Source organism: Klebsiella terrigena, assembly GCF_012029655.1.
GTDB lineage: Bacteria > Pseudomonadota > Gammaproteobacteria > Enterobacterales > Enterobacteriaceae > Klebsiella > Klebsiella terrigena.
In genome coordinates this window covers 5,355,947-5,374,571 of record NZ_CP050508.1, presented here as the reverse complement: position 1 = coordinate 5,374,571, position 18,625 = coordinate 5,355,947, and the positions used below count along the sequence as shown (strand labels likewise).

Genomic DNA, 18,625 nt, shown 5'->3' with positions numbered 1-18,625 from the left:
CAAGCAGGCATTGAGATGGTTGAGGATTCACAAGAAACGACGCACTTTGGCTTTCAGACGGTTGCCAAAGAGCAGAAGGCGGACATGGTTGCGCATGTATTCCATTCTGTGGCCGCGAAATATGATGTGATGAACGATTTGATGTCGTTTGGTATTCATCGTTTGTGGAAGCGTTTCACCATCGATTGTAGCGGCGTGCGTCGCGGGCAGACCGTGCTGGATCTGGCCGGCGGCACCGGCGACCTGACGGCAAAATTCTCCCGCCTGGTCGGTGAATCTGGCCGCGTCATGCTCGCCGATATTAACGATTCAATGCTGAAAATGGGCCGCGAAAAGCTGCGCAACGTCGGCATCGTCGGCAACGTTGAGTACGTTCAGGCCAATGCCGAAGCGCTGCCGTTTGCCGATAACACCTTTGACTGCATCACTATTTCATTCGGCCTGCGTAACGTCACCGATAAAGAAAAAGCGCTGCGCTCCATGTACCGGGTTCTGAAGCCGGGCGGACGACTGCTGGTGCTGGAGTTTTCAAAACCGATTATTGAACCGCTGAGCAAAGCGTACGACGCCTACTCCTTCCATATCCTGCCGCGCGTGGGCGAATTGGTAGCCCGCGACGGCGAAAGCTATCGCTATCTGGCGGAATCTATTCGCATGCACCCCGATCAGGACACCCTGAAGGGCATGATGCAGGATGCGGGCTTTGAAAGCGTCGACTACTACAACCTGACGGCAGGTATCGTGGCGTTACACCGCGGTTATAAGTTCTGACAGGGGGGACGCTATGCCTTTCAAACCACTGGTAACTGCGGGTATTGAGACGGTTCTGAATACCTTTCTCTGGCGTGATAAAGCCTTAAAACCGGCGCGTCAGCGTCTGTCAGGGAAAGTGCTGCGCGTGGAGCTGCAGGAGCTGGCGACGCCGGTGGTTCTGGCCTTTAGCGAGCGCCAGATCGATGTGCTCGGCGCGTGGGAAGGCGAAGCAGACTGTACCATCATCACCCGCCTGAGCGTCCTGCCGCAGCTGCGCAATCGTCAGCAGCTTACCGCGCTTATCCGCAGCGGTGACCTGCAGGTGCAGGGCGATCTACAGGTGGTGCAGAATATGGTGACGCTGTGCGATCTGGCGGAGTTTGATCCCGCCGAGCTGCTGGCCCCGTATACCGGCGATATTGTCGCCGAGGGCGTCAGCAAAGTATTCCGCACCGGCGCTCGCTTCCTGCTGCACGGCGCGCAGCGCCAGCAGCGGTATGTTGCTGAGGCGCTCACCGAAGAGTGGCGTCTGGCGCCGGGCCCGCTGGAAATGGCCTGGTTTGGGGAAGAGACCGCCGCCGTGGAACGCGCCGTGGCTGCGCTTGAAAAACGGCTGGAAATGCTGGAGGGCAAATGACGCCAGGAGAATTACGGCGCCTGTATCTTATTATCCGCACCTTTTTGAGCTACGGGCTCGATGAGCTGATCCCCAAAATGCGTATCACGCTGCCGCTGCGTATCTGGCGGCGTACGCTGTTCTGGATGCCAAATCGTCACAAAGACAAACCTCTCGGCGAGCGCTTACGCCTTGCGCTGCAGGAGCTGGGGCCCGTGTGGATCAAATTTGGCCAGATGCTGTCAACCCGTCGCGACCTCTTTCCTCCGCAAATTGCCGATCAGCTCGCGCTCCTGCAGGATCGCGTGGCGCCGTTTGATGGCCAGCTGGCTAAAAAGCAGATCGAGCAGGCGATGGGCGGCCTTCCGGTTGATGCCTGGTTTGATGATTTCTCGATTGAGCCGCTGGCCTCCGCCTCGATTGCTCAGGTGCATACCGCGCGCCTGAAAGAGAACGGCAAAGAGATTGTGATTAAGGTTATCCGCCCGGACATCGTGCCGGTTATCAAAGCGGATATGAAGCTTATCTATCGCCTGGCGCGCTGGGTACCTCGCCTGCTGCCCGACGGCCGCCGCCTGCGCCCGCAGGAAGTGGTGCGCGAGTATGAAAAGACGCTGCTCGACGAGCTCAACCTGCTGCGCGAATCGGCAAACGCCATCCAGCTGCGGCGCAATTTTGAAGATAGCCCGATGCTCTACGTTCCGGAGGTTTACTCCGATTACTGTAGCGAAGGCATGATGGTGATGGAGCGGATTTACGGCATCCCGGTTTCCGATGTCGAGGCGCTGGAAGCTCAGGGCACCAACATGCAGCTGCTCGCAGAGCGGGGCGTGCAGGTCTTTTTCACCCAGGTATTCCGCGACAGCTTCTTCCATGCGGACATGCACCCGGGCAATATTTTTGTCAGCTATGAGCATCCGGAGAACCCGAAATATATCGGCATTGACTGCGGTATCGTGGGCTCGCTGAATAAAGAAGATAAGCGCTATCTGGCAGAAAACTTCATCGCCTTCTTCAACCGTGACTATCGCAAAGTTGCCGAGCTGCACGTCGATTCCGGCTGGGTGCCTGCGGATACAAACGTTGAAGAGTTCGAGTTTGCCATCCGCACCGTCTGCGAACCTATCTTCGAAAAGCCGCTGGCTGAAATCTCTTTTGGGCATGTACTGCTGAACCTGTTCAATACCGCCCGACGCTTCAATATGGAAGTGCAGCCGCAGCTGGTATTGCTACAGAAGACATTACTTTACGTAGAAGGGGTAGGTCGCCAGCTCTATCCTCAGTTAGACTTGTGGAAAACGGCGAAGCCTTTCCTTGAGTCGTGGATTAAAGATCAGGTCGGCATTCCGGCGCTGGTACGCGCGTTTAAAGAAAAAGCGCCGTTCTGGATTGAAAGAATGCCGGAGATACCGGAACTGGTGTACCAGAGCCTGCAGCAGAGCAAACAGCTGCAGCACAGCGTTGATACGATTGTCCGCGACATCCAGGTGCGACACGCTCGCCAGGGAGAGTCCCGTTATCTGTTTGGTATAGGCGCCGTTTTGTTACTCAGCGGTACGCTGTTATTTATCCACCGGCCGGAGTGGGGCCTGATGCCCGGCTGGCTAATGGCCGGTGGCGTTGTGACCTGGCTGATTGGCTGGCGGAAAACGCGCTAAGCGGTATGGCCTCCATCACGGCGCATTCGTTCTTGCGCGAAGTCATGCGAGCGGCCTGACGAAGAGGCAGCCCGCAGGATGACGTGTATAATGCGTCCCATTAATTCATCATCTGTCATAGGGGAATGTGTATGGGTGGTATCAGTATCTGGCAGTTATTAATTGTTGTCGTCATCGTCGTTCTGCTTTTTGGGACAAAAAAGCTGAGCTCGCTGGGGTCGGATTTAGGCGCATCAATCAAAGGCTTTAAAAAGGCGATGAGTGATGATGAAAAGCCTGAGAACGGAACTCCGGACGCGGATTTTGCGGCGAAATCTATCGCTGACAAGCAGGATGATGCGAAAAAAGACGAGACAAAACGCCACGACAAAGAGCAGGTGTAATTCGTGTTCGATATCGGTTTTAGTGAACTACTGCTGGTGTTTGTGATTGGCCTCATCGTACTGGGGCCACAGCGACTGCCTGTAGCGGTAAAAACGGTGGCTAGCTGGATCCGCACGCTGCGGTCGCTGGCGGCCACCGTGCAAAATGAGATCACTCAGGAACTAAAACTGCAGGAGTTTCAGGAAAGCCTGAAGAAAGTCGAAAAGGCGAGCCTGGATAACCTGACGCCTGAGCTGAAGGCCTCAATGGACGAGCTGCGTGAAGCCGCCGAATCCATGAAACGCTCCTATTCCGCGCACGATCCTGAGAAGGCCAGCGACGAGGCGAACACTATCCATAACCCGGTGGTGAAAGGCAGCGAAGAACAGCGCCAGGACATCACGCCAGCGACGGCTGAACACCAGGCCAGCGCACCGGTTCATGCGCCAGCCAGCGCTGTCGATGAGCCGCTGACGCCGTCGAATGAGCTTCCTGAAGCCAAAGAAAAGGCTGCCGTAAAAGCTACCGATTCCTCCCCCGCATCGAGTGATAAACCGTAAACATGGGCGTAGACGATACTCAACCGCTAATTTCGCATCTGATTGAGCTGCGTAAGCGTCTGATCAACAGCATTCTCGCGATTCTGGTGATTTTTCTGGCGTTGGTTTACTTTGCCAACGACATCTATCAGCTGGTTTCGGCCCCGCTTATCCGGCAGATGCCGGTTGGCGCGACGATGATCGCCACGGACGTAGCCTCTCCTTTCTTTACGCCGATCAAGCTGACATTTATGGTCTCGGTCATTTTGTCGGTGCCGGTCATTCTTTATCAGGTCTGGGCGTTTGTGGCGCCGGCCTTGTATAAGCATGAACGCCGGCTGGTGATGCCGCTGCTGGTCTCCAGCACGCTGCTGTTCTACATCGGTATGGCCTTCGCCTACTTTGTGGTGTTCCCGCTGGCGTTTGGCTTCCTGACGCACGCGGCACCGGAAGGCGTGCAGGTCTCCACCGATATCCGCAGCTATCTCGACTTCGTCATGGCGTTATTTATCGCTTTTGGCGTCTCGTTTGAAGTGCCGGTGGCCATCGTGCTGCTGTGCTGGATGGGCGTCACCACGCCGGACGATCTGCGCAAGAAACGGCCCTATGTGCTGGTCGGCGCCTTCGTTGTGGGTATGCTGCTGACGCCGCCGGACGTATTTTCGCAAACGCTGCTGGCGATTCCGATGTACTGCCTGTTTGAAGTTGGGGTCTTCTTCGCCCGCTTCTACACCGGAAAACGCCTGACGCGCGATGAAGATGCCGCCGCCGAAGAGGCGGGCAGTAAAGAAGAGTAACTAACCGCCCGTCAGGGCGGTTGTCATATGGGAGGGGCGATGTTTGATATTGGCGTAAATCTGACCAGTTCACAGTTTTCTCGCGATCGTGATGAGGTCGTTGCCCGCGCTCAGGCAGCCGGCGTGACCGGCATGCTGCTGACCGGTACCAATCTTCATGAAAGCGAACAGGCGCAGCAGATGGCGCGGCGCTATTCCCGCTGCTGGTCAACTGCAGGCGTGCACCCGCATGACAGCAGCAGCTGGACGGAGTCGGTCGCGGTGGCGATCGGCGAGCTGGCACGCAGGCCGGAAGTGGTGGCAATCGGTGAATGCGGCCTCGATTTCAACCGCAACTTTTCGACTCCGGCGGAGCAGGAAGCGGCGTTTAGCGCCCAGCTGGCGCTGGCGGCCGAGCTTTCTCTGCCGGTATTTTTGCACTGCCGCGACGCCCACGAGCGCTTTCTGACGCTGCTCGCGCCGTGGCTGGATAAGCTGCCCGGAGCCGTGCTGCACTGCTTTACCGGCAGTCGTGATGAAGTACGCGCGTGTCTGGAGAGAGGTTTGTATATCGGGATCACCGGCTGGGTATGCGACGAGCGTCGCGGCCTCGAGCTGCGCAATCTGCTGACGGAAATCCCGGCCGATCGCCTGCTGATTGAGACCGATGCGCCCTATCTGCTGCCGCGAGACCTGAGCCCTAAACCCAATTCCCGGCGCAATGAGCCCGTGCACCTGCCGCACATTCTGACCCGAGTTGCGGGCTGGCGCGGCGAGGAGGCTCAGCGGCTGGAGGAGGTGACGGACGCCAACGCCAGAACGCTCTTTGGCGTTCGCTTTTAACCGCGCCGTCAGATTTTATGGAAATCGGTATTTTTGACGCTCTGCAGCACCTGCTTGTTAAGCAGGTTCAGCAGCAGCATAGAGCGAGTTTCGCCATCCGGCTCGCTGAAGATTGCCTGCAGGCCTTCGAACGCGCCGTCGGTAATCAGCACGCTATCGCCGCCATGCGGCGTTTCCGGGTCCGTAATGCCTTCCGGTTTATAGATAGAGAGCTGATGGATAACCGCCGACGGTACGGTAGCCGGCTGGGCGCCAAAACGAACGAAGCTGTTCACGCCGCGCGTAGCGCTAATGGTCGTGGTATGGATAACTTCCGGATCGAATTCGATAAACAGATAGTTAGGGAACAGGGGTTCGCTGACCGTAGTGCGTTTACCGCGGACGATTTTTTCCAGTGCGATCGTCGGCATCAGGCAATTGACCGCCTGCCGTTCGAGATGTTCCTGGGCGCGCTGAAGCTGCCCACGCTTGCAATACAGTAAATACCAGGCTTGCATAATAACTCTTTCCACTCGATTAGTAGCAAGCATAACAAAAGCCTGGAGCGATCGCGAAAGCCATTATAAGTGAAAACTAAAATTCTATATTCTTTCACGCTAATTTAACAAAAGTACAGCATGGCACCGGCGAACACCGTATAATCAGCCGCCTGTATAGAGGTCAATAACAACTCCATGAAATACCACGATCTACGCGACTTTCTGACATTACTGGAGCAGCAGGGGGAACTGAAAAGGATATCCCTGCCGGTCGATCCTCATCTGGAAATCACCGAAATTGCCGATCGCACTTTACGTGCCGGCGGCCCGGCTCTGCTATTTGAAAATCCTAAAGGTTACACCATGCCGGTGCTGTGTAATCTGTTTGGCACGCCTAAGCGCGTGGCGATGGGCATGGGGCAGGAAGACGTTAGCTCGCTGCGGGAAGTGGGCAAGCTGTTAGCTTTCCTCAAAGAACCTGAGCCGCCAAAAGGCTTTCGCGATCTCTTCGATAAGCTGCCGCAGTTCAAGCAGGTACTGAACATGCCGACTAAGCGCCTGCGCGGCGCTCCCTGTCAGCAGAAAATTATCGAAGGCGAGAGCGTCGACCTGACGCAGATCCCGATTATGACCTGCTGGCCGGATGATGCCGCGCCGCTGATTACGTGGGGGCTGACGGTCACCCGCGGCCCGCATAAGGAGCGGCAGAACCTGGGCATCTATCGCCAGCAGCTGATTGGCAAAAATAAGCTGATTATGCGCTGGCTATCCCATCGCGGCGGCGCGCTGGATTTCCAGGAGTGGTGTGCGGCGCATCCGGGAGAGCGTTTCCCGGTCTCCGTGGCGCTTGGCGCCGACCCGGCGACCATCCTTGCGGCAGTGACGCCGGTTCCCGATACCCTTTCAGAGTACGCTTTCGCCGGCCTGCTGCGCGGAACGAAAACGGAAGTCGTGAAGTGTATTTCTAACGATCTGGAAGTGCCCGCCAGCGCTGAAATTGTGCTGGAAGGGTATATTGAGCCAGGTGAAATGGCGCCGGAAGGGCCGTATGGCGATCATACCGGCTATTACAATGAAGTGGACAGCTTCCCGGTGTTTACGGTGACCCATATCACCCGACGCGAAGATGCCATTTACCATTCGACCTACACCGGAAGACCGCCCGACGAGCCTGCCGTATTAGGCGTGGCGCTAAACGAAGTCTTTGTGCCGATTCTGCAAAAGCAGTTCCCGGAAATTGTCGATTTCTACCTGCCGCCGGAAGGGTGCTCCTACCGCCTGGCGGTCGTCACGATGAAGAAACAGTACGCCGGACATGCTAAACGGGTGATGATGGGCGTATGGTCCTTCCTGCGCCAGTTTATGTACACCAAATTCGTTATTGTCTGCGATGATGACGTTAACGCACGCGACTGGAACGATGTGATCTGGGCGATTACTACCCGGATGGACCCGGCTCGTGATACGGTACTGGTAGAAAATACGCCAATTGATTATCTGGATTTTGCCTCGCCGGTTTCCGGCCTGGGTTCAAAAATGGGGCTGGATGCCACAAACAAATGGCCAGGCGAGACCCAGCGAGAATGGGGTCGCCCAATCAAAAAAGATCCTGAGGTGACGGCGCGCGTCGACGCCATCTGGGACGAGCTGGCTATCTTTAAATAACAGTAAGCGGGGCTAACGCCGCTGTTTTGCTCTATAGACCCGACAGAGGGGACGCATGACAACCTTAAGCTGTAAAGTGACCTCGGTGGAGGCGATTACCGATACCGTGTATCGCGTTCGATTAGTGCCAGAAGCGGCTTTCTCTTTCCGCGCCGGCCAGTATTTGATGGTGGTAATGGATGAGCGCGATAAGCGTCCGTTCTCTATGGCCTCTACGCCAGCGGAACAGGAGTTTATTGAACTGCATATCGGCGCTTCTGAGCTAAATCTGTATGCGATGGCGGTCATGGATCGCATCCTGAAAGAGCGTGAGATTGAGGTTGATATCCCGCATGGCGAAGCCTGGCTGCGTGAAGATGAGGATCGTCCGCTCATTCTCATTGCCGGGGGAACCGGTTTTTCATACGTGCGTTCCATTTTGTTAACGGCTCTGGCCCGCAATCCGAATCGTGATATTGCCATCTACTGGGGCGGCCGCGAGGCGAAGCACCTCTACGATCTGTCTGAGCTGGAAGCGCTGAGCATTGAGCATCCTGGCCTGCGCATCGAGCCGGTTGTTGAACAGCCGGAAGAGGAGTGGCGTGGACGTTCCGGGACCGTGCTGACCGCGGTGCTGCAGGATTACGGCACTCTGGCGGAGCATGATATCTACATCGCCGGTCGCTTCGAGATGGCTAAAATTGCCCGCGACCTGTTCTGTAACGAGCGTCAGGCGCGTGAAGATCGCCTGTTTGGCGATGCCTTCGCGTTTATCTGATTATCGGCGCCCCGTTCTTGCGGGAAGGGGCGGCTGATGGTGAATTGCAGAAATAAAAAACCCGCCCCTGACAGGCGGGAAGAACGGCAACTAAACCCCCTCCCCGTCATAATTCGCGCGGTCTCTTTGTTGGCTGGCCTTGTTCACCCCGGTCACATAGTTATCTATGCTGCCGGGGATTTACCTGGTTACCGCCGCGATGCCGCAAGAATTATTCAGGGATTAACTCTTTAATCAAACCCGCTCAAATACCGTCGCAATCCCCTGACCTAAACCAATGCACATGGTGGCCAGCCCAAACTGCGCGTCTTTGCACTCCATCTGATTAATTAACGTGGTACTGATACGCGCGCCGGAGCAGCCCAGCGGGTGGCCCAGGGCGATCGCACCGCCGTTAAGGTTGATCTTTTCGTCGATCTGCTCCATCAGGCCCAGATCTTTTATGCACGGCAGGATCTGCGCGGCAAACGCTTCGTTCATTTCAAAAACGTCGATATCACTGGCGCTCAGTCCGGCCTTTTTCAGCGCCAGCTTTGATGCCGGAACCGGGCCGTAGCCCATGATGGACGGATCGCAGCCAACAACGGCCATTGAGCGTACGCGGGCGCGGGGTTTCAGCCCCAGCTCCCGGGCGCGGCTCTCGCTCATTAGCAGCATGGCGGCAGCGCCGTCGGAGAGGGCGGAAGAGGTACCTGCCGTGACGGTGCCGGTGACCGGGTCAAAGGCGGGCCGCAGCGCGGCCAGCGCCTCCACGGTGGTTTCCGGGCGAATAACTTCATCATAGTTAAATGATTTCAGTACCCCGTCGGCGTCGTGACCGCCCGTGGCGACAATCTCATTTTTAAAGGCGCCGGATTGCGTCGCAGCCCATGCGCGAGCGTGGGAGCGTGCGGCAAACTGGTCCTGCATTTCGCGGCTGATGCCGTGAAGACGCGCCAGCATTTCTGCCGTCAGGCCCATCATGCCGGCCGCTTTGGCGACGTTACGGCTAAGGCCCGGGTGGAAATCGACGCCGTGGCTCATCGGGACATGGCCCATATGCTCCACGCCGCCAATCAGGCATACGCTCGCATCGCCGGTCATGATCATGCGCGCCGCATCGTGCAGCGCCTGCATCGATGAACCGCACAGGCGGTTAACCGTTGTCGCGGGTACCGAGTGCGGGATCTCCGCCAGCAGCGCAGCGTTACGTGCGATGTTAAAACCCTGCTCCAGCGTTTGCTGTACGCAGCCCCAGTAGATATCGTCAATCGTGGTCGCGTCGAGCGCCGGATTGCGCGATAGCAGGCTACGCATCAGGTGTGCGGAGAGGTCTTCCGCACGAACGTGGCGAAACGCGCCGCCTTTTGAACGGCCCATCGGGGTACGAATTGCATCGACAATGACAACCTGTTCCATTGTGACTCCTTAAGCCGTTTTCAGAACACCCGCCGGGCGGGCTGGTTCTACCGGAGGATAATACGGTTCGTTATGGCGTGCTTTGCTGCGCAGACCTTCCGGCACCTCATACAGCGGGCCGAGGTGCTGATACTGCTGTGCCATATCGAGATATTTTGCGCTGCCCAGCGTATCCAGCCAGCGGAAGGCTCCGCCGTGGAATGGAGGGAAGCCGAGGCCATAAACCAGCGCCATATCCGCTTCCGCCGGGCTGGCGATAATGCCTTCTTCCAGGCAACGCACCACTTCGTTGACCATAGGAATCATCATGCGGGCGATAATTTCTTCGTCGCTGAAGTCGCGCTTCGGCTGGCTTACGTCCGCCAGCAGGCCGTCAACGGCCGCGTCCTCTTCTTTCTTCGGTTTGCCTTTGCTGTCCTGGGTATAGCGCCAGAAGCCAAGGCCATTTTTCTGGCCGAAGCGGGTTGCGTCGAACAGGGCGTCAATCGCATCGCGATAATCTTTCTGCATGCGCTGCGGGAAGCCGGCGGCCATCACCGCCTGCGCGTGGTGAGCGGTATCGATGCCGACCACGTCGAGCAGGTACGCCGGGCCCATTGGCCAGCCGAACAGCTTCTCCATGACCTTATCGACCTTGCGGAAGTCCGCGCCATCGCGCAGCAGCTGGCTGAAGCCGGCGAAGTAGGGGAACAGCACGCGGTTGACGAAGAAACCGGGGCAGTCGTTAACCACGATCGGCGTTTTGCCCATCTTGCTGGCCCAGGCCACCACTTTGGCAATCGTCTCGTCCGAGGTTTTTTCGCCGCGAATCACTTCAACCAGCGGCATACGGTGCACCGGGTTAAAGAAGTGCATACCGCAGAAATTCTCCGGACGCTGCAGAGCGTCCGCCAGTTCACCGATCGGGATCGTTGAGGTGTTGGAAGCCAGCACCGTATCCGGGCGCACTTTGCCTTCGGTCTCAGCCAGCACCGCTTTTTTCACTTTCGGGTTTTCGACAACGGCTTCAACGACCACGTCCACGCGCTCAAAGCCAGAGTAGTCCAGCGTTGGCTGAATGGTGCCGATGACGCCAGCCAGCTTCAGGCCGTCAATCTTGCCGCGCTCAAGCTGTTTGTTAAGCAGCTTGGCGGCTTCATTCATGCCGAGCGTCAGCGATTTGTCGTTAATATCCTTCATGATGACCGGCACGCCTTTCCAGGCAGACTGATAGGCGATACCGCCGCCCATAATCCCGGCGCCCAGCACGGCGGCCTGTTTCGGGGTTTCAACGTCTTTGGTGAGCTTCTTCGCTTTGCCTTTGACGTACTGATCGTTGAGGAAGATGCCGACCAGCGCGCGGGCTTCTTTGGTGTGCGCCAGCGGGACGAAGCTTTGATTTTCCAGCTTCAGCGCCTCATCACGGCCGAGTCGGGCGGCAGCTTCGATGGTTTTGACGGCGGTCATCGGCGCCGGATAGTGTTTCCCGGCGGTCTGGGCAACCATGCCTTTCGCAATGGTGAAGCTCATGGTCGCTTCGATTTTGCTGAGCTTCAGCGGCTCAAGCTTCGGCTGGCGCTTCGCCTGCCAGTCGAGATCGCCGCTAATGGCCTGGCGTAAAATGCTGAGCGCGCCGTCGCGCAGTTTCTCTGGCTTGACGATGCCGTCGACGAGGCCGATTTTCAGCGCCTGATCCGCACCGACGTCTTTGCCGGCGGCGATAATTTCCAGCGCGCTATCGGCACCGAGCAGACGCGGCATACGCACTGAACCGCCGAAGCCCGGCATGATGCCCAGCTTAGTTTCCGGCAGGCCGATGCGCAGGTCCGGCGTGGCCAGACGATAGTCCGTTGCCAGCACGCACTCGCAGCCGCCGCCCAGCGCATAGCCGTTGACCGCTGAAACGGTGGGCACCGGTAAATCTTCGAGGCGGTTGAAAACGCTATTGGCAAAATGCAGCCATTGGCTCAGCTGCTCCTGCGGGACCAGGAACAGGGAGAGAAATTCGGTTATATCGGCACCGACGATAAAGGCCGCTTTTTCAGAGCGCAGCAGCAGCCCTTTAAGATCTGTTTGCTTTTCGAGCACGTCCAGCGCATGGCCGAGGCTGGCTACGGTTGCGGTATCGAGCTTGTTCACCGAGCCGGGGGCATCGAACACCAGTTCGGCAATGCCATCTTCCAGCCAGTCGAGGTACAGGTTGTCGCCTTTGTAGAGCATGTCAGTCTCCTGAATCCAGCAATATGATCTGGTCGTACCAGATGGATCGGAGTGTGGGATTTATGTTAAAGAATTGCAAACAAGTCTTTAAATAAATGCTGGTCGGATCACACCCGGCGGAAATCGCCCTGCCTGAAGTCGATGTGCTAAGATGCGGAGAGTCACGATCTAATAAAATCAAAGGATAAATAGATGGAATCACTAGCCGCGCTCTATAAAAACCATATTGCTACCCTACAAGAACGTACCCGTGATGTTTTATCTCGCTTTAAGCTCGATGCCTTACTGATTCACTCCGGTGAGCTGGTTAACGTTTTTCTTGACGATCATCCCTACCCGTTCAAGGTCAATCCGCAGTTTAAAGCGTGGGTGCCCGTCACGCAGGTTCCTAACTGCTGGCTGCTGGTGGATGGCGTCAATAAGCCGAAGCTGTGGTTCTACCTGCCGGTTGATTACTGGCATAACGTTGAGCCGCTGCCGACTTCATTCTGGACCGAAGAGGTAGACGTGATTGCGCTGCCGAAGGCGGATGGTATCGGTAGCCAGCTCCCGGCGGCGCGCGGCAACATCGGCTATATTGGCCCGGTCCCTGAGCGCGCGCTGGGGTTAGAGATCGCCGCGGATAAAATCAACCCGAAAGGGGTTATCGACTATCTGCACTACTACCGCTCCTATAAAACGGATTACGAGCTGGCCTGCATGCGCGAAGCGCAGAAATCAGCGATCAACGGTCATCGGGCGGCGCATGAAGCCTTCCTGTCCGGGATGAGCGAGTTCGATATCAACCAGGCCTATCTGACTGCGACCGGCCACCGCGATACCGATGTACCGTACAGCAACATCGTGGCGATCAATGAGCACGCCTCCGTGCTGCACTACACCAAACTGGATCACCGTGCGCCGGCGGAAGCGCGCAGCTTCCTGCTCGATGCCGGTGCGGAATATAACGGTTATGCGGCGGATCTCACGCGCACCTGGGCCGCGCACGGCGATAGCGACTTTGCCCAGCTGATTAAGGACGTTAATGACGAGCAGCTGGCGCTGATTAGCACGCTGAAAGTCGGCACCAGCTACGTGGATTACCACGTCCAGTTCCATCAGCGCATTGCTAAGCTGCTGCGTAAACATCAGATCGTCACCAACATGAGCGAAGAGGCGATGGTCGAAAACGACCTGACCGGGCCGTTTATGCCTCACGGCATCGGCCACCCGCTGGGCCTGCAGGTGCATGATGTCGCCGGCTTTATGCAGGATGATTCCGGTACCCATCTGGCGGCGCCGTCTAAATATCCGTACCTGCGCTGCACGCGCGTGATCCAGCCGCGTATGGTGCTGACCATCGAGCCGGGTATCTACTTTATTGAATCCCTGCTGGCGCCGTGGCGCGAAGGGCAGTTCAGCAAGCACTTCAACTGGCAGAAAATTGAAGCGCTGAAACCGTTTGGCGGCATTCGTATCGAAGATAACGTCGTTATCCATGAAAGCAGTGTCGAAAATATGACGCGTGATCTGAAACTGGCCTGATGGACAGCTGGTTGATACCGGCCGCGCCGGTGAGCTTTGTCGAAGAGATTAAGAAGAGCCGGTTTATTACGCTACTGGCGCATACCGATGGCGTAATGGCGGCAAAGGCGTTTGTTGAATCAGTAAGAGCGGATCACCCGGACGCTCGCCACCACTGCGTGGCGTGGGTGGCCGGGCCGCCGAATGATTCACAACAGCTGGGTTTCTCCGACGATGGCGAACCGGCGGGAACGGCAGGTAAACCGATGCTGGCACAGCTTATGGGCAGCGGTGTCGGTGAGATAACTGCCGTCGTAGTGCGTTACTACGGCGGTATTCTGCTGGGTACCGGTGGTCTGGTGAAGGCCTATGGCGGTGGCGTACACCAGGCGCTTGCTCAGCTGACAACGCAGCGCAAGACGCCGCTGACCGCATATACTTTGCAGTGTGAATACGGGCAATTAGCCGGTGTTGAAGCGCTGTTGGCCCAGTTCGCAGGGCACATTGTCGAAAGCGAATATCAGGCGTTCGTCCAGCTGCGTGTTGCGCTTCCTCAAGCTGAAGTGGCGTCATTTTCAGCAAAACTGGCTGATTTTAGCCGTGGCTCGTTGCAATTACTGAAGATTGACGAATAATCCCCACCTGATTTTTTGCATATCAAAGGAAGCGCCAGAGATGCATTTTCGCGCGATTACCCGAATCGTTGGACTGCTGGTCATTTTATTTTCGGGGACCATGATCCTCCCGGGATTAGTGGCCCTGATATACCGTGATGGTGCCGGGCGGGCGTTTACCCAGACCTTTTTCGCCGCTTTAGCTATTGGCTCTCTATTATGGTGGCCGAACCGCCGTGAAAAGGGGGAGCTGAAATCCCGCGAGGGCTTTCTGATTGTCGTCCTCTTCTGGACCGTGCTGGGCAGCGTCGGTGCGCTACCGTTTATCTTCGCCGAGCAGCCAAACCTGACGGTAACCGATGCGTTTTTTGAATCCTTCTCTGGCCTCACCACCACGGGCGCAACCACGCTGGTTGGCCTCGACTCGCTGCCCCATGCCATCCTTTTCTATCGCCAGATGCTGCAGTGGTTTGGCGGTATGGGGATCATTGTGCTGGCGGTCGCGATCCTGCCGATACTCGGCGTCGGTGGGATGCAGCTGTACCGGGCGGAGATGCCCGGGCCGCTGAAGGATAACAAAATGCGCCCGCGAATTGCCGAAACGGCAAAAACGCTGTGGCTTATCTACGTTCTGCTAACCATCGCCTGCGCGCTGGCGCTGTGGTTTGCCGGGATGCCGGCGTTTGACGCCATCGGTCACAGCTTTTCGACCATCGCTATTGGCGGCTTCTCCACGCATGACGCCAGCGTCGGCTACTTTGACAGTCCGACGATTAACTCGATTATCGCGGTCTTCCTGCTGATCTCCGGCTGTAACTACGGCCTGCACTTTTCATTACTCAGCGGACGAAGCCTGAAGGTGTACTGGCGTGATCCCGAATTCCGCATGTTTATTGGCGTACAGCTGACGCTGGTGGTGATTTGTACGCTGGTGCTGTGGCTGCATGATGTCTATAGCTCCGCGTTAACCACCTTGAACCAGGCGTTCTTCCAGGTTGTCTCAATGGCCACGACGGCGGGCTTCACCACCGATAGCATTGCGCGCTGGCCGCTATTCCTTCCGGTGCTGCTGCTGTGCTCGGCATTTATCGGCGGCTGTGCCGGTTCGACGGGCGGTGGTCTGAAGGTTATTCGTATCCTGCTGCTCTTTAAGCAGGGGAACCGCGAGCTGAAACGTCTGGTACACCCGAATGCGGTGTACAGCATTAAGCTGGGCAACCGCGCGCTGCCGGAACGCATCCTCGAAGCAGTATGGGGATTCTTCTCCGCCTATGCGCTGGTGTTTATCATTAGTATGCTGGCGATTATTGCTACCGGCGTCGATGACTTCTCCGCATTTGCTTCGGTCGTCGCAACCTTAAACAACCTGGGGCCGGGCCTGGGGGTCGTGGCGGATAACTTTGCGACGATGAACCCGGTCGCAAAATGGATCCTGATTGCTAATATGCTGTTTGGTCGTCTGGAAGTGTTCACCCTGTTGGTGCTGTTTACTCCCACTTTCTGGCGTGAATAGCTGGAGTATTTGTGAAAACGTTGATTCTATTTTCCACCCGTGATGGGCAGACTCGTGAAATTGCCTCCTTTCTGGCATCCGAGCTGAAAGAGCTGGGCGTCGATGCGGACACCCTCAACCTTAACCGCGCCGATGCGGTTGCATGGCACGACTACGATCGCGTGGTGATTGGGGCATCCATTCGCTATGGCCACTTTCATCCTGCGGTTGACCGCTTCGTGAAGAAACACCTGCAGTCGCTGAACGCGCTGCCCGGTGCGTTTTTTTCGGTTAACCTGGTGGCGCGTAAACCTGAGAAGCGTACTCCGCAAACCAATAGCTATACGCGCAAGTTCCTGCTCAGTTCACCGTGGCAGCCGCAGCGTAGCGCGGTGTTTGCCGGTGCGCTGCGCTATCCGCGCTATAGCTGGTACGACCGCGTAATGATCCGCCTGATTATGAAAATGACCGGCGGTGAAACGGATACCAGTAAGGAAGTGGTCTATACCGACTGGCAGCAGGTCGCTAATTTTGCGCGAGAGATCGCACAAATGAACAGCAAATAGCGGATAAAATCACCGTGATGATGGCAAACTGAGCGGTTGAAAAGTTTTTTGCAAACAGGGCTTGTCAACGTCAGAGAACTCCCTATAATGCGCCTCCACTGACACGGAACAACGGCCAACATGCCGCCGGGTCAGAAGGCTTCAGCGCTGAATATCAGCCGCGAAAGCCGACAGAGAAAAGCAAAATAAACGCTTGACTCTGAATGAGGAAAACGTAATATACGGGACCTCGCGACAGAGCGCTAAAGCGCGTCGCAACTGCTCTTTAACAATTTATCAGACAATCTGTGTGGGCACTCAAAGTGACATGGATTCTTAACGTCCTCGGACGAAAAATGAATACCAAGTCTCTGAGTGAACATACGTAATTCATTACGAAGTTTAATTCACGAGCATCAAACTTAAATTGAAGAGTTTGATCATGGCTCAGATTGAACGCTGGCGGCAGGCCTAACACATGCAAGTCGAGCGGTAGCACAGAAGAGCTTGCTCTTTGGGTGACGAGCGGCGGACGGGTGAGTAATGTCTGGGAAACTGCCTGATGGAGGGGGATAACTACTGGAAACGGTAGCTAATACCGCATAACGTCGCAAGACCAAAGTGGGGGACCTTCGGGCCTCATGCCATCAGATGTGCCCAGATGGGATTAGCTAGTAGGTGAGGTAATGGCTCACCTAGGCGACGATCCCTAGCTGGTCTGAGAGGATGACCAGCCACACTGGAACTGAGACACGGTCCAGACTCCTACGGGAGGCAGCAGTGGGGAATATTGCACAATGGGCGCAAGCCTGATGCAGCCATGCCGCGTGTATGAAGAAGGCCTTCGGGTTGTAAAGTACTTTCAGCGAGGAGGAAGGCGTTAAGGTTAATAACCTTGACGATTGACGTTACTCGCAGAAGAAGCACCGGCTAACTCCGTGCCAGCAGCCGCGGTAATACGGAGGGTGCAAGCGTTAATCGGAATTACTGGGCGTAAAGCGCACGCAGGCGGTCTGTCAAGTCGGATGTGAAATCCCCGGGCTCAACCTGGGAACTGCATCCGAAACTGGCAGGCTAGAGTCTTGTAGAGGGGGGTAGAATTCCAGGTGTAGCGGTGAAATGCGTAGAGATCTGGAGGAATACCGGTGGCGAAGGCGGCCCCCTGGACAAAGACTGACGCTCAGGTGCGAAAGCGTGGGGAGCAAACAGGATTAGATACCCTGGTAGTCCACGCTGTAAACGATGTCGACTTGGAGGTTGTTCCCTTGAGGAGTGGCTTCCGGAGCTAACGCGTTAAGTCGACCGCCTGGGGAGTACGGCCGCAAGGTTAAAACTCAAATGAATTGACGGGGGCCCGCACAAGCGGTGGAGCATGTGGTTTAATTCGATGCAACGCGAAGAACCTTACCTACTCTTGACATCCAGAGAACTTAGCAGAGATGCTTTGGTGCCTTCGGGAACTCTGAGACAGGTGCTGCATGGCTGTCGTCAGCTCGTGTTGTGAAATGTTGGGTTAAGTCCCGCAACGAGCGCAACCCTTATCCTTTGTTGCCAGCGGTTCGGCCGGGAACTCAAAGGAGACTGCCAGTGATAAACTGGAGGAAGGTGGGGATGACGTCAAGTCATCATGGCCCTTACGAGTAGGGCTACACACGTGCTACAATGGCATATACAAAGAGAAGCGACCTCGCGAGAGCAAGCGGACCTCATAAAGTATGTCGTAGTCCGGATCGGAGTCTGCAACTCGACTCCGTGAAGTCGGAATCGCTAGTAATCGTGGATCAGAATGCCACGGTGAATACGTTCCCGGGCCTTGTACACACCGCCCGTCACACCATGGGAGTGGGTTGCAAAAGAAGTAGGTAGCTTAACCTTCGGGAGGGCGCTTACCACTTTGTGATTCATGACTGGGGTGAAGTCGTAACAAGGTAACCGTAGGGGAACCTGCGGTTGGATCACCTCCTTACCTAAAAGAACCTGCCTTTGTAGTGTCCACACAGATTGTCTGATGAAAAATAAGCAGTAAAAAATCTCTGCAGGCTTGTAGCTCAGGTGGTTAGAGCGCACCCCTGATAAGGGTGAGGTCGGTGGTTCAAGTCCACTCAGGCCTACCAAATTCATCCTGAATACTGCGTTGTGAAACGACTCGCATACTTCAGTATGCTTCGTCCTCCCACGCCTTGTCTCAGTCTGAATTACCGGTAAACAGAGAAAGCAATTACGATGGGGTTATAGCTCAGCTGGGAGAGCGCCTGCCTTGCACGCAGGAGGTCTGCGGTTCGATCCCGCATAGCTCCACCATCCTTTTACTGCACAAAATAAGAAAACTTCAGAGTGTTCCTGAAAAGGTGCACTGCGAAGTTTTGCTCTTTAAAAATCTGGATCAAGCTGAAAATTGAAACGACACACTGTCTCCTTTCTCCGT

Annotated in this window: 16 protein-coding genes, 2 tRNA genes and 1 rRNA gene; 16 read left to right on the top strand and 3 right to left on the bottom strand. The window is 56.2% G+C overall.

Features of this window, described 5'->3' with window-relative positions; translation table 11 throughout:
- The first annotated feature begins 15 nt into the window (after window positions 1-15).
- From ubiE to tatD, 7 genes are all read left to right on the top strand, one after another.
- The gene (ubiE, locus tag HCK03_RS25180; protein WP_115193810.1) at window positions 16-771 is read left to right on the top strand and encodes a bifunctional demethylmenaquinone methyltransferase/2-methoxy-6-polyprenyl-1,4-benzoquinol methylase UbiE; all 756 of its coding nucleotides are present in this window, start codon (window positions 16-18) and stop codon (window positions 769-771) included.
- Window positions 772-784: 13 nt separating this feature from the next.
- Window positions 785-1,390, top strand: coding sequence for a ubiquinone biosynthesis protein UbiJ (ubiJ, locus tag HCK03_RS25175; RefSeq protein ID WP_167692343.1), 606 nt, complete (start codon window positions 785-787; stop codon window positions 1,388-1,390).
- Entirely contained in the window at window positions 1,387-3,027 is a 1,641-nt protein-coding gene (gene ubiB / locus HCK03_RS25170; protein WP_041143519.1) for a ubiquinone biosynthesis regulatory protein kinase UbiB, read from the top strand. The genes ubiJ and ubiB overlap by 4 nt, the downstream gene beginning before the upstream one ends.
- A gap of 131 nt (window positions 3,028-3,158) precedes the next feature.
- The gene (gene tatA, locus HCK03_RS25165; RefSeq protein ID WP_041143520.1) at window positions 3,159-3,410 is read left to right on the top strand and encodes a Sec-independent protein translocase subunit TatA; all 252 of its coding nucleotides are present in this window, start codon (window positions 3,159-3,161) and stop codon (window positions 3,408-3,410) included.
- A 3-nt stretch (window positions 3,411-3,413) separates the two neighbouring features.
- The gene (gene tatB, locus HCK03_RS25160; protein WP_148251329.1) at window positions 3,414-3,950 is read left to right on the top strand and encodes a Sec-independent protein translocase protein TatB; all 537 of its coding nucleotides are present in this window, start codon (window positions 3,414-3,416) and stop codon (window positions 3,948-3,950) included.
- 2 nt (window positions 3,951-3,952) lie between these two features.
- The gene (tatC, locus tag HCK03_RS25155) at window positions 3,953-4,726 is read left to right on the top strand and encodes a Sec-independent protein translocase subunit TatC (RefSeq protein WP_041143522.1); all 774 of its coding nucleotides are present in this window, start codon (window positions 3,953-3,955) and stop codon (window positions 4,724-4,726) included.
- Between the two features lie 27 nt (window positions 4,727-4,753).
- Window positions 4,754-5,548 (top strand): 3'-5' ssDNA/RNA exonuclease TatD, encoded by a 795-nt coding sequence (gene tatD / locus HCK03_RS25150; protein ID WP_166793764.1) that lies wholly within the window; start codon window positions 4,754-4,756, stop codon window positions 5,546-5,548.
- Window positions 5,549-5,556: 8 nt separating this feature from the next.
- Here tatD and rfaH read toward each other — a convergent pair whose 3' ends face one another.
- Window positions 5,557-6,045, bottom strand: coding sequence for a transcription/translation regulatory transformer protein RfaH (rfaH, locus tag HCK03_RS25145; protein ID WP_041143524.1), 489 nt, complete (start codon window positions 6,043-6,045; stop codon window positions 5,557-5,559).
- A 177-nt stretch (window positions 6,046-6,222) separates the two neighbouring features.
- On the opposite strand from rfaH, the gene ubiD reads away from it, so the two are divergent.
- Together ubiD and fre are read left to right on the top strand one after the other, a co-directional pair.
- The gene (gene ubiD / locus HCK03_RS25140) at window positions 6,223-7,692 is read left to right on the top strand and encodes a 4-hydroxy-3-polyprenylbenzoate decarboxylase (protein WP_041143525.1); all 1,470 of its coding nucleotides are present in this window, start codon (window positions 6,223-6,225) and stop codon (window positions 7,690-7,692) included.
- A gap of 55 nt (window positions 7,693-7,747) precedes the next feature.
- Complete coding sequence (gene fre, locus HCK03_RS25135; RefSeq protein ID WP_041143526.1) at window positions 7,748-8,449, top strand: NAD(P)H-flavin reductase; 702 nt, start codon at window positions 7,748-7,750, stop codon at window positions 8,447-8,449.
- Window positions 8,450-8,683: 234 nt separating this feature from the next.
- Here the strand turns inward: fre and fadA are convergent, their stop codons facing one another.
- Both fadA and fadB read right to left on the bottom strand, forming a co-directional pair.
- The gene (gene fadA / locus HCK03_RS25130; protein WP_167692342.1) at window positions 8,684-9,847 is read right to left on the bottom strand and encodes an acetyl-CoA C-acyltransferase FadA; all 1,164 of its coding nucleotides are present in this window, start codon (window positions 9,845-9,847) and stop codon (window positions 8,684-8,686) included.
- A gap of 9 nt (window positions 9,848-9,856) precedes the next feature.
- Entirely contained in the window at window positions 9,857-12,046 is a 2,190-nt protein-coding gene (gene fadB / locus HCK03_RS25125; RefSeq protein ID WP_123550850.1) for a fatty acid oxidation complex subunit alpha FadB, read from the bottom strand.
- Between the two features lie 192 nt (window positions 12,047-12,238).
- Between fadB and pepQ the strand changes: the two genes are divergently transcribed.
- The 7 genes from pepQ to HCK03_RS25090 all read left to right on the top strand — a co-directional run bounded on the left by pepQ (window position 12,239) and on the right by HCK03_RS25090 (window position 18,501).
- Window positions 12,239-13,570 carry a Xaa-Pro dipeptidase gene (gene pepQ / locus HCK03_RS25120; protein ID WP_076948012.1) on the top strand — a complete coding sequence of 444 codons (1,332 nt, stop codon included), beginning with the start codon at window positions 12,239-12,241 and terminating at the stop codon, window positions 13,568-13,570.
- Window positions 13,570-14,184 (top strand): IMPACT family protein, encoded by a 615-nt coding sequence (locus HCK03_RS25115; protein ID WP_148251332.1) that lies wholly within the window; start codon window positions 13,570-13,572, stop codon window positions 14,182-14,184. Before pepQ ends, HCK03_RS25115 begins: the two co-directional genes overlap by 1 nt.
- A 40-nt stretch (window positions 14,185-14,224) precedes the next feature.
- A complete protein-coding gene (gene trkH, locus HCK03_RS25110) occupies window positions 14,225-15,676 on the top strand; it encodes a Trk system potassium transporter TrkH (RefSeq protein WP_041143531.1) in 1,452 nt (483 codons plus the stop codon).
- Between the two features lie 11 nt (window positions 15,677-15,687).
- Entirely contained in the window at window positions 15,688-16,221 is a 534-nt protein-coding gene (hemG, locus tag HCK03_RS25105) for a menaquinone-dependent protoporphyrinogen IX dehydrogenase (RefSeq protein ID WP_041143532.1), read from the top strand.
- Window positions 16,222-16,624: 403 nt separating this feature from the next.
- Window positions 16,625-18,166: ribosomal RNA gene (locus tag HCK03_RS25100) — 16S ribosomal RNA — on the top strand.
- Window positions 18,167-18,237: 71 nt separating this feature from the next.
- A tRNA-Ile gene (locus tag HCK03_RS25095) sits at window positions 18,238-18,314 on the top strand.
- A gap of 111 nt (window positions 18,315-18,425) precedes the next feature.
- Window positions 18,426-18,501 (top strand) — tRNA-Ala (locus HCK03_RS25090).
- Window positions 18,502-18,625: the final 124 nt, after the last annotated feature.